We start from the raw sequence: 12127 nt of genomic DNA, 5'->3' as shown, positions 1-12127 counted from the left end.
GATGGGCAGGAAAATTATGGTGGTCACCGCCGCGTATGGTGCGGAACAGGTGCGACAGGCAGGCGGTCAGCGGGCGATGCTGCCCGTTATTGCAGGCGCAGGGGCAGACGGCGTGGAGATCCGCCGGGAACTGTTCAACAGCGAAGAGCTGCTGGCGCTGCCTGCGCTGGGAGAATCCATTGAGCTGCTCGGCCTGCTGGCGTGCTACTCCGCCCCCGCCGCCCTGTTTATGCCAGACGGCACCCTCAATCCGGACCTGACCCGCTATCTTTCTGAGGCTAGCACCCTGAACGCCCTGTGGCTTAAGGTTTCCCTCGGCCATTTCAGCGACGCGCAGCATCTCAACGCCCTGCGTACCCTGCTGAACGCAAGCGGCATGGCGCTGGTCGTGGAGAACGATCAGACCGACTGCGGACAGCTCGCGCCTATGCAGCGCTTCCAGGCCGCCTGTCGGGAAATGGCATTGCCCGTCACGCTGACCTTCGACATGGGCAACTGGCTGTGGGTTGGCGATTCGCCCGAAGAGGCCGCCCGTCATCTGGCCCCTGCGGTGAGCTATATCCACGTTAAAGCCGCCGTGCCGCATAAAGATAACTTCCGCGCCGTGGCGCCGGACCACGCTGACGCGCGCTGGCTGGATCTGCTCGGCCAGCTGCCTGACGATGCTCCACGCGGCATCGAATTCCCGCTGGAAGGGGCGGATTTAACCGCCGTTACCCGCCATTACGTCAACCTGCTGCGCGAGGAATAAACCATGCACAAGACGCTGGATGTCATCACGATCGGGGAAGCCATGGCGATGTTTGTCGCCACTGAAACGGGCGAACTGAGCGCGGTTGAGCACTTTATCAAACGCGTCGCAGGCGCAGAGCTGAACGTCGCGACCGGCCTGGCGCGTCTCGGCCTGAACGTCGGCTGGGTCAGCCGCGTGGGGGACGATAGCTTTGGCCATTTCGTTCTCGATTCGCTGAAAAAAGAGGGGATTGATGCCTCAGGCGTCACCCTCGACGGACGCTTCCCTACCGGCTTTCAGCTTAAATCTAAGGTCGAAAATGGAACCGATCCCATCGTGGAGTATTTCCGCAAAGGCTCGGCTGCAAGCCATCTTTCTGTCGCGGATTACCACGCCGATTACTTTGCCTCCGCGCGCCATCTTCATCTGAGCGGCGTGGCGGCCGCGCTGTCTGCCAGCTCGTATGAGCTGCTCGATCATGCAGCGACCACAATGAAAGCCCAAGGAAAGACCATATCGTTCGACCCTAACCTGCGCCCGGTGCTGTGGAAAAGCGAAGCGGAAATGGTGGAGAAACTGAACCGTCTGGCGTTCAGGGCGGACTGGGTTCTGCCGGGTCTGAAAGAAGGGATGATCCTGACCGGCGAAAGCACGCCGGAAGGCATTGCTGATTTCTACCTGAATAAAGGGGTAAAAGCGGTGGTGCTGAAGACCGGTGCCGATGGCGCATGGTTCAAGACGGCCAACGGCGAACAGGGTGCGGTCGCAGCGGTGAAGGTTGAGAACGTTGTCGACACCGTCGGCGCGGGCGATGGCTTTGCCGTGGGCGTGATTAGCGCCCTGCTGGAAGGCAAAACGCTGCCGCAGGCCGTCGCGCGAGGCAACAAGATTGGCTCGCTGGCCATTCAGGTGCAGGGCGACAGCGAAGGATTACCAACGCGAGCACAGCTCGGCGTTTAAATTCCCTCTCCCCGTGGGAGAGGGCCAGGGTGAGGGCAACAGGCCGCACCAAATAATTAAGCCACCGTGTACCCTACAGACAACGGCGGTAACAACCTCAACAACAGAGGCAAGCCTATGAACAGTTCGACCAACGCAGTAAAACGCTGGTGGTACATCATGCCAATCGTGTTTATCACGTACAGCCTGGCGTACCTTGACCGTGCCAACTTTAGCTTCGCGTCCGCAGCGGGGATCACCGAGGACCTCGGCATCACCAAAGGTATCTCCTCCCTGCTGGGTGCCCTTTTCTTCCTGGGCTACTTCTTCTTCCAGATCCCCGGCGCTATTTATGCGGAACGCCGCAGCGTGCGTAAGCTGATCTTCATCTGTCTGATCCTGTGGGGCGCCTGCGCGTCGCTGACCGGCATGGTGAACAATATTCCTGCCCTGGCCGCCATTCGCTTTATCCTCGGCGTCGTTGAGGCGGCGGTTATGCCCGCAATGCTGATCTACATCAGCAACTGGTTCACCAAATCTGAGCGCTCGCGCGCGAATACCTTCCTGATCCTCGGTAACCCGGTCACGGTACTGTGGATGTCGGTGGTGTCGGGCTACCTGATCCAGTCCTTCGGCTGGCGCGAGATGTTTATCATTGAAGGTGTGCCGGCGATTATCTGGGCCTTCTGCTGGTGGGTGCTGGTAAAAGATAAACCTGCCCAGGCGAAATGGCTTTCCGAAGATGAAAAAGCGGCGCTGCAGGCGCAGCTGGATAAAGAACAGCAAGGGCTGAAGGCGGTACGTAACTATGGTGAAGCCTTCCGCTCGCGTAACGTGATCCTGCTCTGCGCACAGTATTTTACCTGGAGCATTGGCGTGTACGGCTTTGTGCTGTGGCTGCCGTCCATTATCCGCAGCGGCGGTGAGAACCTCGGCATGGTAGAAGTGGGCTGGCTCTCTTCCGTACCGTATCTGGCGGCGACCATCGCGATGATCGTTGTCTCCTGGGCGTCGGACAAGCTGCAGAACCGCAAGCTGTTTGTCTGGCCGCTGCTGCTGATTGCTGCCTTCGCCTTTATTGGCTCCTGGGCCGTGGGCGCAAACCACTTCTGGGTCTCTTATACGCTGCTGGTAATTGCCGGTGCCGCCATGTACGCCCCGTACGGACCGTTCTTCGCCATCATCCCTGAGATGCTGCCACGTAACGTTGCGGGTGGCGCGATGGCGCTGATTAACAGTATGGGTGCGCTGGGTTCGTTCTGCGGCTCCTGGTTCGTGGGTTACCTGAACGGTGCCACCGGCAGTCCGTCCGCATCGTACATCTTTATGGGGGTGGCGCTTTTCGCCTCGGTGTGGCTTACTCTGATTGTTAAGCCTGCTAATAATCAACAACACCCTGTCGGCGCTCGCCACGCCTGAATCCTTAAAAAATCAACGGAGATTAGCATGAAGCCGTCCGTCATTTTGTATAAAGCCCTGCCGGAAGATCTGCAGAAACGTCTTGAAGAGCACTTCACCGTCACGCAGGTCAAGAACCTGCGCCCGGAAACCGTGGCACAGCACGCCGACGCGTTTGCCAGCGCCGAAGGCCTGCTGGGTTCAAGCGAAAAAGTGGATGTCGCCCTGCTGGAGAAAATGCCGAAGCTTCGTGCTACCTCAACCGTTTCCGTGGGTTACGACAACTTTGACGTGGATGCCCTTAACGCCCGTCAGATCCTGCTGATGCATACGCCGCATGCCCTGACGGAAACCGTGGCCGACACGCTGATGGCGCTGATGCTCACCACGGCCCGTCGCGTGGTGGAAGTCGCCGAGCGCGTCAAAGCGGGCGAATGGACAAAAAGCATTGGTCCGGACTGGTTCGGTGTGGACGTTCACGGCAAAACGCTGGGCATTGTTGGCATGGGGCGTATCGGGCTGGCGCTGGCGCAGCGCGCGCATTTTGGTTTTAACATGCCGATTCTGTATAACGCACGTCGCCACCACAGTGAAGCCGAAGAACGCTTCAACGCCCGCTACTGCGAGCTGGATACCCTGCTGCAGGAAGCCGATTTTGTTTGCCTGGTTCTGCCGCTGACGGACGAAACGCGTCATCTGATTGGCAAAGAGGCGTTTAAGAAAATGAAGCAGTCAGCCATTTTCATCAACGCGGGTCGCGGCCCGGTGGTGGATGAGAAGGCGCTGATTGAGGCTCTGCAGAACGGTGAGATCCACGCCGCAGGTCTGGATGTCTTTGAACAGGAGCCGCTGCCGGTGGATTCCCCGCTGCTCTCGCTACCTAACGTGGTTGCGCTGCCGCACATCGGCTCAGCAACCCATGAGACGCGCTACAACATGGCGGCCACTGCGGTCGATAATCTCATCGCCGCTCTTAGCGGAAAGGTAGAGATAAACTGCGTAAACCCGCAGGTGCAACGATAGAAACGAAAAAACCCGCCAGAAGGCGGGTTTTTGAATTTTGTGCTACTGGGTTGGAAGCTTACAGGCTTACAACGTTACCAGCTGCTGGGCCTTTAGCGCCGCTTTCGATGGTGAAGGATACTTTCTGACCTTCGTCCAGAGATTTGTAGCCATCGTTCTGGATAGCAGAGAAGTGTACGAACACGTCTTTAGAGCCATCGTCAGGAGTGATGAAGCCGAAACCTTTATCAGCGTTGAACCATTTTACCAGACCAGTCATTTTAGCAGACATAGTAATTACCTTATTAACAAATATATTGTGCCTTCCGGCTTGATGGATTGCGTTACAGATTTTTAAGCGATGAAGGAAGGGTCACTACGAAGGGTATCTATGGATAACAATCTGGACTGCTTTACTAAACTGCTTTAGGTCTGTGTAACAAACCGACGGGGATAGTTATACCGATGTGGTAGAGGAATGACAAGCGTTATTTTCGATATGCATAAAAAACCCCGCCGGAAGCGGGGTTTTTTCGGTTTATTCTGTGGCCGTGACGGCGGCACTCCAGGCCTGACTAAAGGCCTGATGCTGGGAGGCCAGCGGCCCAATCAGCGTATTGTACTGGCTTGCCTGCTGCGAGGTCGGGAACTGAATGCCGTTGGCAACAAAGCTCACCTGAGCCTCCTGCTGGGCGATAAAGTCACCCACCTGAACCAGCTGCTGCGTAAAGATTTGCGCGGCCGGAATCAGCGGTTGCAACGCTTCAGAAGGCTTGGTCACCACTTTCTCATACACTTTGTCGAAGACTGGTTTGAGATCGTCGCCCTGCTTCAGCGCAGAACGTGACGCGTCAGCCTGCATTTTCGCATTCTGCAACTGCTGGCTCAGCACGCCAAGCGCACCGTTGGACTGGCGAAGCGGTTCGCGCTGCGTCATATAATCCTGCGGAACGCGGATGGCGTTCACGCTATCCACCACGGGACGAATTCCGGAATCCATCGCCTGGCTCACCTGCTGTGAATAGCCATAAAGAATGGCGTAATCGGACACGAAGGGGCCAAACTGTTTTTTCTGATCCGCAGTCAGCGTCGGCAACCGCTCGCCGCTGCGCATCACTGTATTCTGCAGAAAATCGATAAACGCTTTGCGCTGATCGCCTTCTTTATCAAAACACCCACTCAGGCTAACAACCATCAACAACGCCGCAATAGGCGCAAACCAGCGAGAGCAGGACTTTCCTGTCGCCATTTTATTACTCCTTTCACCCAAAAAAGCGCACACCGGCACACGCGTGCCCGACGCTGACAAGGATAGTCCAGGTCAGCCTTGCAAGATACTCTTTTCATACAAAACGGCTATTGCTGATTTACTTCTTACCATTTACAAAAAAATACCTGGCGAAGGCGACGTATGACTAATCAGGGAATTAGCATAACTGTCCATATTGCTGAATCGGATAAAGCGATCGTTACCGCACGATTAATCACACCCGTGACGATCCTGGGTTCGTATTAGGGACTATTCTTAACTGGCTCTCTGATGTTCTTGATCACGATGTGAGATTTAAGAGGAGTCCTCAATGGAATATAAAGATCCTGAGTTTGAGCTGCTGAGCAGCCTGGAACAGATCATTTTTAAAGATGTACCGCAGACGATTACCCTGCAACAAAAATCCAATCCCTTTACAGAATATGAGCAATTGCGCAAAGGGACAGGACTGAAAACGGAAGAATTCGCCAGAGCGATGGGTGTCAGCGTGGCTATGGTGCAGGAGTGGGAGTCAAAACGTGAGAAACCCACTCCAACCGAGTTAAGGCTGATGCGCCTGATTCAGGCCAACCCTGCACTCAGCAAACAGATAGCGTAGTGAAGATTGAATGCCCCCGCCTTTGCGGGGGCTTGTGTTTTAAAGGCTCTCACAACGCCAGCTCGCCTCTTCCCACACCCATTCATGCGTTAACGTTAAGCCTCTTAGAAAAGCCTCATCGTGTGATACCACCAGCAGAGCGCCGGGGAAAGCGGCCAGCGCCGCTTCAATGGCCTGGACCGAGGCCAGATCCAGATGGTTGGTCGGTTCATCCAGCAGCAGAAGCTGCGTGGCCTCCGCGCGCCACAGCACGCAGGCCAGGGCGGCTTTAAGACGCTCGCCGCCGCTGAGCTCCGCCAGCGGAAGCGTAACTTTGTCGGCACCCAGTTGAAGCTGCGCCAGACGGGTTCGCAATACCCCCTCTTCCAGAGGCGTATGACTCAGGTTGAGATGCGTCATGACCGACTGCGAAAGATCGAGCCTGGACAGATGCTGGTCGAGATAGGCGCAGCTGACTGAAACCTTACAGGTCCCCGAACGGGGTGCAATCTCGCCGAGGATGGTTTTTAACAGCGTCGATTTTCCGCAGCCGTTCGGCCCCTTTAACGCCACGCGCATCGGTCCGTCCATCCGCAAGTTGAGCGGAGGAACAGGCACATGCGGCAGCACCAGATCCTCCAGCACCAGTACCTGCTTCCCCTCCGGGATCTGACTCCCCGGCAGGGTGAGCATGACCGGGTTATCTTCTTCAACGCGTCCACGCGCCTTATTTACCGCGGCGTTCAGGGCTTCATTCTGCTCGCTGTGCTGTTTTTTCCAGGAGCCGATCCGCTCCTTTGCCGCGCCTTTATATTTGACCCGCTCGAACGACGCGATATTCAGGGTATCGACGGTGCGCAATGTCTTTGCTGAACGCCGCTGGCTGTCGTCATGCTCTTTTTGCATCCGTGCCCGTGTACGTTTGCGCTCGGTTGCCGCATGTTCCAGCGCCGCGCGCGCCGCCTGCTGTTCGGCATCGCGCAGGGTTTGATAATCCGCATAATTCCCGCCGTAGCTGCGCAGACCCGAGGCGCTCAGCTCAAGAATACGCGGCCCCTGCTTCAGAAGTTCGCGGTCATGAGAGGCCACCAGCACGCCGCCCTGATACCGACTCAACTGGTCGTAGAACCACGCCCGGCCTTGTCGATCCAGATGGTTCGTGGGCTCGTCCAGCAGCATGAAATCCGCTTCAGCCGTAAATGCCCCGCACAGCAGGGCGCGAATGCGTTCGCCGCCGCTGAGTTCACCGGCGGGCTTATCCGCATCAAACGGTGGAAGCTTCGCATTGATAAACGCCTCGCTCAGGCGCTCGGCCACGTCCCAGTGGCCGTCGAGCAGCTCCAGATCGTCAGGCTGGTAATCGCCGCTGTCGATGCGCTTACGCGCCGCAAAAATCGCGCCATACCCGAGCAGTTCAGCCAGCGTCGTATGCGGAGCAATAACGTGCTGCTGCGCCACCCAGGCATGCGAGCCAAAGCGTTCAATGTGGCCGGTAGCGGGTTCGTCCAGCCCCGCCAGCATACGCAGCAGACGCGTTTTTCCGCTGCCGTTGCGGCCAACCAGCGCGCACAGGGCGGGTTCCAGTGAAAGATTCAGCGGACCAAAGAGGGTATCGCCCGTCGGAAACTGACAGGTGACCTGATGCAAAATAAAAGAAGGGGACTGCGCAAAATGAGCCATAAGCACTCCTGAATGAAATCAAAACATCCCCTGCCGACGCGGTAGCGTTTAGCAAGGATCGAAATTCATCAGTCGTGTTTGTTCATTTTTGGGGGGCGCTCCAGCGCGAGAAAGTTAACGCGATAAGGATAGCGGTAATGTGTTGACGGTTTCAAGGTTAAATTTTGGACGACTTATACTCCCTCTCCCTTTGGGCTGAGGGATCCCCACAAATTAATGCGAGCAGTGAACAATCCCCTCGCCCCTTTGGGGAGAGGGTTAGGGTGAGGGGGAGCATACGGCTCTGGTGGTCATTCCGTTCACTTTATGTTCCTTGCTACTCTGTAACGACAATACCCGTGAACGTGCCAGGGTGGCTCAGTCGCCACCACCCTGGCTACCCGGGCTCCCGGCGGTAAATCGCCGCTACGCGGTACCTTCGGCTTATTCCTTCCGGCTTATCGGGGACGGGCGGAGGTAACATCCCTGTAAAGCCCGCCCTCTCGGCTCATCCATGCGCCTCGCCCCGGCCGGAAGGCAAACGCCTCAGCGATTTACAGCCGGACCATAGCGTCGCTGCAAGACCTCTGCCCGCAGTATGCTTTTCATTGCGGTAATTTTGCGAGTCTCTTTCCAGAAATGGTAATATCCTCAGTGGCATAGCTCAAATCTATTGCCGCCTGTTTTGATGAGCAGTAAGTTCTCTTTGCACCTGCAAAATCAGGTGCCGGGTTTAGCATCCTGCTTATCTTATCGGCGGCACATTATGTGCAGCATGCTTTGCTACATCTCAATGGTGGGCTGAGCAGGGGCATCGAAAGATGCGCCGGTATCCGATAAGGCCGGTAATGCTAACTCTGTTCAGTCCACCACCAGCGAAGTTAGCATTTCCGGTGGTGGAAGCTTTATCACTTATCGGAGGCTGCCAATATGGCTACTACCCCAACCCAAGCTCATTCTTTATTCACCCTGCCCTTCAACCACGCCACCGACTTCACCGAACTGGCGGATAACTGCGAACGTTTTACCGACGCACTGGTAGATTGCGAAGAACCCGCCCCAAAAATGGCGCTTTACGGCAGACTTTATGCCTGTCTGAATCTTCTGCAACCCACGCTTCTGGAACCTGTTCCGGACGCTTTAAAAGCCAGCCCGACCGTGAAGGAACTCCCGTCACGCGTTCCGGCTTTCGAACCCGAATGCGATCAGCTGGGGCGCTACTGTCAGGAGCTTACGCAGATGCTGATGAACGGCTCACTGCCGCGACAATCTGAAATCGTGATGGAAGATTTGCTGTGCGAGCTGGTCAGCTACTTTGCTGATACGCTGAAGGCACCGCGCTGGCTGCTGACAGACGAAGGCACAATCGCGATCGGCTAAACCTGCCGAATGGCGCTGCGCTTATCCGGTCTACAAAAGACCCATAAAAAAACCCGCCGAAGCGGGTTTTTAGCATGTGTCACAACGGGCACATTACTGCAGCAGCGAAATATCCGCCACGCGCAGGAACAGCTCACGCAGTTTCTCGAGCATAGAGAGACGGTTAATACGCAGCTCTTTATCTTCGACGTTCACCATCACTTTCTCGAAGAAGGCGTCGATGACGTCACGCAGCTCAGCCAGCTCCACCAGCGCTTCCTGGTAGCGACCTTCCGCGAAGTACGGCTCGAGCTTGTCGCGCAGCACCACAACCTGCATCGCCAGGGCGATCTCTTCCGGCTCTTTCAGCGTCGCGGCGTTTACGCGCTCGTTCAGCGTCTCGTCGGATTTCGCCAGAATGTTGGATACACGCTTGTTGGCCGCCGCCAGAGCAGAAGCCGCTTCCAGCGTACGGAAGTGGGAAACCGCCTTCATACGCGCATCGAAATCAGCCGGACGGGTCGGACGACGCGCAAGCACCGCCTGAATGGTGTCGACGGTGTAGCCTTCATCCTGATACCACGCACGGAAACGACCGAGCATAAAGTCGATCACGTCATCCACAACATTCGCGTTGGTCAGCTTATCACCGTACAGACGCACCGCTTCTTCGGTCAGGGTCTGCAGATCAAGGTTCAGGTTCTTCTCAACGATGATGCGCAGCACGCCGAGCGCAGCACGACGCAGCGCAAACGGGTCTTTGTCGCCTTTCGGATGCTGACCGATACCGAAGATACCCGCCAGGGTGTCCATCTTATCGGCGATCGCCACGGCGCAGGCAACCGGATTAGACGGCAGTTCGTCACCCGCAAAGCGCGGCTGATACTGCTCGTTCAGGGCAACGGCCACGTCTTCCGCTTCGCCATCGTGACGTGCGTAGTGCATGCCCATAACGCCCTGGGTGTCCGTAAACTCGAACACCATGTTGGTCATCAGGTCGCATTTAGACAGCAGGCCAGCACGCGTCGCGTGGTTGACGTCCGCACCGATTTCACGGGCAATCCAGCCGGACAGCTCCGCAATGCGGTCAGTCTTGTCGCGCAGCGTGCCCAGCTGCTGCTGGAACAGCACGGTCTGCAGACGCGGCAGGTTATCTTCCAGACGCTTTTTACGGTCGGTATTGAAGAAGAACTCGGCATCCGCCAGACGCGGACGCACCACTTTTTCGTTACCGGAGATAATCTGGCTCGGATCTTTCGATTCGATGTTCGCCACGAAGATGAAGTTCGGCAGCAGCTTGCCGTCGTTGGCGTAGACCGGGAAATACTTCTGGTCACCCTTCATGGTGTACACCAGCGCTTCAGCCGGAACGGCCAGGAATTTCTCTTCGAACTTCGCGGTCAGCACAACCGGCCATTCAACCAGAGAGGTCACTTCTTCCAGCAGGCTTTCGCTCAGGTCGGCGTTACCGCCAATCTGGCGCGCCGCTTCTTCGGCGTCCGCTTTGATTTTAGCTTTACGCTGCTCGTAGTCGGCAATAACTTTACCGCGCTCCAGCAGGATCTGCGGATACTGGTCGGCATTGTCGATGGTGAACTCAGGCTCGCCCATGAAGCGGTGCCCGCGGATCACGCGATCGGACGCCACGCCCAGAATGGTCGCAGGGATGACGGTATCGCCCAGCAGCAGGGTCACGGTGTGAACCGGACGCACGAAGTGCACGTCAGACGCGCCCCAGCGCATCAGCTTAGGAATCGGCAGCTTCGCCAGAGACGTGGCAATCATGTCCGGCAGCAGCGCTTCCGCGCTTTCTCCTTTCACGTGCGCACGGTACAGCAGCCACTCGCCTTTATCCGTGGTCAGACGCTCGGCCTGATCGACGGTGATGCCGCAGCCGCGCGCCCAGCCTTCAGCCGCTTTGCTCGGTTTGCCTTCCGCGTCAAACGCCTGGGCAATCGCAGGGCCACGTTTCTCGACTTCGCGATCCGGCTGAGACGCCGCCAGATTTGCCACTTTCAGCGCCAGACGGCGCGGAGCGGCAAACCACTCAATTTTACCGTGCGCCAGGCCAGCGTTATCCAGCTCGGCAGTCACGTTCGCAGCGAAAGATTCAGCCAGGCTGCGCAGGGCTTTTGGTGGCAGCTCTTCGGTGCCGATTTCCACCAGGAAAGTTTTCTCAGACATGGCCGCCTCTTATTTGTTTCGGTTGCACATCGGGAAGCCAAGGGCTTCACGGGACGCGTAGTAAGCTTCTGCAACGGCTTTGGTCAGGGTACGAATACGCAGAATGTAGCGCTGACGTTCAGTCACGGAGATGGCTTTGCGGGCGTCCAGCAGGTTGAAGCTGTGGGCGGCCTTCAGAATACGCTCGTAGGCAGGCAGCGGCAGCGGAGTCTCCAGCGCCAGCAGCTGCTGCGCTTCTTTCTCGTACTGCTCGAAGCAGGTGAACAGAAAGTCCACGTCCGCGTATTCGAAGTTATAGGTGGATTGCTCCACTTCGTTCTGATGGAACACGTCACCGTAGGTGGTTTTACCCAGCGGGCCGTCGCTCCAGACCAGGTCGTAAACGCTGTCTACGCCCTGAATGTACATTGCCAGACGTTCCAGACCGTAGGTGATTTCACCGGTGATCGGCTTACATTCCAGACCACCCACCTGCTGGAAGTAAGTGAACTGGGTCACTTCCATGCCGTTCAGCCACACTTCCCAACCCAGACCCCAGGCACCCAGCGTTGGGTTTTCCCAGTTATCTTCCACGAAACGGATGTCGTGGATGGTTGGATCCATACCCAGCTCTTTCAGCGACCCGAGGTACAGTTCCTGAATGTTGTCGGGTGATGGCTTAATCACCACCTGGAACTGATAGTAATGCTGCAGACGGTTCGGGTTTTCACCGTAACGACCATCGGTCGGACGACGGGAAGGCTGCACATACGCGGTCGCCATTGGCTCTGGCCCCAACGCGCGCAGGCTGGTCATCGGGTGTGAAGTGCCGGCGCCGACTTCCATGTCCAAAGGTTGAACAATGGTACAGCCCTGACGAGCCCAGTAATCCTGTAAGGTCAGGATCAGGCCCTGGAAGGTCTTGGTATCAAACTTTTGCATAGTATTTCGTGCTGGATACGTGTGGTTTTAAATGGAAGGGACCAGTATACCCGCTGGCTGCAAGATATACAGTACGAAACGGGGT

The 12127-nt window shown here is 56.9% G+C and carries 11 protein-coding genes and 1 pseudogene; 7 read left to right on the top strand and 5 right to left on the bottom strand.

Features of this window, described 5'->3' with window-relative positions; translation table 11 throughout:
- The first annotated feature begins 1 nt into the window (after nucleotide 1).
- From V1587_RS03665 to ghrB, 4 genes are all read left to right on the top strand, one after another.
- Complete coding sequence (locus V1587_RS03665) at nucleotides 2-751, top strand: sugar phosphate isomerase/epimerase family protein (RefSeq protein WP_371899145.1); 750 nt, start codon at nucleotides 2-4, stop codon at nucleotides 749-751.
- Nucleotides 752-754: 3 nt separating this feature from the next.
- Nucleotides 755-1693 carry a sugar kinase gene (locus V1587_RS03660; protein ID WP_371899144.1) on the top strand — a complete coding sequence of 313 codons (939 nt, stop codon included), beginning with the start codon at nucleotides 755-757 and terminating at the stop codon, nucleotides 1691-1693.
- Nucleotides 1694-1810: 117 nt separating this feature from the next.
- Nucleotides 1811-3091 (top strand): MFS transporter, encoded by a 1281-nt coding sequence (locus V1587_RS03655; protein WP_371899143.1) that lies wholly within the window; start codon nucleotides 1811-1813, stop codon nucleotides 3089-3091.
- Nucleotides 3092-3118: 27 nt separating this feature from the next.
- A complete protein-coding gene (gene ghrB / locus V1587_RS03650) occupies nucleotides 3119-4093 on the top strand; it encodes a glyoxylate/hydroxypyruvate reductase GhrB (RefSeq protein WP_371899142.1) in 975 nt (324 codons plus the stop codon).
- Between the two features lie 58 nt (nucleotides 4094-4151).
- Here the strand turns inward: ghrB and cspA are convergent, their stop codons facing one another.
- A complete protein-coding gene (cspA, locus tag V1587_RS03645) occupies nucleotides 4152-4364 on the bottom strand; it encodes an RNA chaperone/antiterminator CspA (protein ID WP_003860775.1) in 213 nt (70 codons plus the stop codon).
- A 246-nt stretch (nucleotides 4365-4610) separates the two neighbouring features.
- Nucleotides 4611-5321 (bottom strand): DUF3053 domain-containing protein, encoded by a 711-nt coding sequence (locus V1587_RS03640; RefSeq protein ID WP_023334083.1) that lies wholly within the window; start codon nucleotides 5319-5321, stop codon nucleotides 4611-4613.
- Between the two features lie 331 nt (nucleotides 5322-5652).
- On the opposite strand from V1587_RS03640, the gene V1587_RS03635 reads away from it, so the two are divergent.
- Nucleotides 5653-5940, top strand: a complete 288-nt coding sequence (locus V1587_RS03635) for an HTH-type transcriptional regulator (protein WP_008502755.1) — start codon at nucleotides 5653-5655, stop codon at nucleotides 5938-5940.
- A gap of 39 nt (nucleotides 5941-5979) precedes the next feature.
- Here the strand turns inward: V1587_RS03635 and V1587_RS03630 are convergent, their stop codons facing one another.
- Entirely contained in the window at nucleotides 5980-7599 is a 1620-nt protein-coding gene (locus V1587_RS03630; protein ID WP_395314505.1) for an ABC-F family ATP-binding cassette domain-containing protein, read from the bottom strand.
- Between the two features lie 841 nt (nucleotides 7600-8440).
- Here V1587_RS03630 and V1587_RS03625 point away from each other — a divergent pair.
- Both V1587_RS03625 and V1587_RS03620 read left to right on the top strand, forming a co-directional pair.
- A pseudogene (locus V1587_RS03625) lies at nucleotides 8441-8620 on the top strand (hypothetical protein); the annotation flags it as partial.
- Nucleotides 8548-8958, top strand: coding sequence for a hypothetical protein (locus tag V1587_RS03620; RefSeq protein WP_371899154.1), 411 nt, complete (start codon nucleotides 8548-8550; stop codon nucleotides 8956-8958). The pseudogene V1587_RS03625 and the gene V1587_RS03620, both read left to right, overlap by 73 nt.
- Before the next feature lie 93 nt (nucleotides 8959-9051).
- Here the strand turns inward: V1587_RS03620 and glyS are convergent, their stop codons facing one another.
- Both glyS and glyQ read right to left on the bottom strand, forming a co-directional pair.
- On the bottom strand, nucleotides 9052-11121 hold the full coding sequence (glyS, locus tag V1587_RS03615; protein WP_371899140.1) for a glycine--tRNA ligase subunit beta: 2070 nt from the start codon (nucleotides 11119-11121) through the stop codon (nucleotides 9052-9054).
- A 9-nt stretch (nucleotides 11122-11130) separates the two neighbouring features.
- The gene (gene glyQ / locus V1587_RS03610; RefSeq protein WP_003860141.1) at nucleotides 11131-12042 is read right to left on the bottom strand and encodes a glycine--tRNA ligase subunit alpha; all 912 of its coding nucleotides are present in this window, start codon (nucleotides 12040-12042) and stop codon (nucleotides 11131-11133) included.
- Between the last annotated feature and the right edge of the window lie 85 nt (nucleotides 12043-12127).

This window comes from Enterobacter sp. ECC-249 (assembly GCF_043965265.1).
Classification (GTDB): Bacteria; Pseudomonadota; Gammaproteobacteria; order Enterobacterales; family Enterobacteriaceae; genus Enterobacter; species Enterobacter quasiroggenkampii.
Note: the sequence above shows the minus strand (reverse complement) of the source record. Positions and strands in the feature narration are given on the sequence as shown.

Excerpts from the sequence above, each read along its gene's own strand:
- V1587_RS03665 (WP_371899145.1), top strand. The coding sequence starts at position 2 with ATGGGCAGGAAAATTATGGTGGTCACCGCCGCGTATGGTGCGGAACAG.
- V1587_RS03660 (WP_371899144.1), top strand. The coding sequence starts at position 755 with ATGCACAAGACGCTGGATGTCATCACGATCGGGGAAGCCATGGCGATG.
- V1587_RS03655 (WP_371899143.1), top strand. The coding sequence starts at position 1,811 with ATGAACAGTTCGACCAACGCAGTAAAACGCTGGTGGTACATCATGCCA.
- ghrB (WP_371899142.1), top strand. The coding sequence starts at position 3,119 with ATGAAGCCGTCCGTCATTTTGTATAAAGCCCTGCCGGAAGATCTGCAG.
- cspA (WP_003860775.1), bottom strand. The coding sequence starts at position 4,364 with ATGTCTGCTAAAATGACTGGTCTGGTAAAATGGTTCAACGCTGATAAA.
- V1587_RS03640 (WP_023334083.1), bottom strand. The coding sequence starts at position 5,321 with ATGGCGACAGGAAAGTCCTGCTCTCGCTGGTTTGCGCCTATTGCGGCG.
- V1587_RS03635 (WP_008502755.1), top strand. The coding sequence starts at position 5,653 with ATGGAATATAAAGATCCTGAGTTTGAGCTGCTGAGCAGCCTGGAACAG.
- V1587_RS03630 (WP_395314505.1), bottom strand. The coding sequence starts at position 7,599 with ATGGCTCATTTTGCGCAGTCCCCTTCTTTTATTTTGCATCAGGTCACC.
- glyS (WP_371899140.1), bottom strand. The coding sequence starts at position 11,121 with ATGTCTGAGAAAACTTTCCTGGTGGAAATCGGCACCGAAGAGCTGCCA.
- glyQ (WP_003860141.1), bottom strand. The coding sequence starts at position 12,042 with ATGCAAAAGTTTGATACCAAGACCTTCCAGGGCCTGATCCTGACCTTA.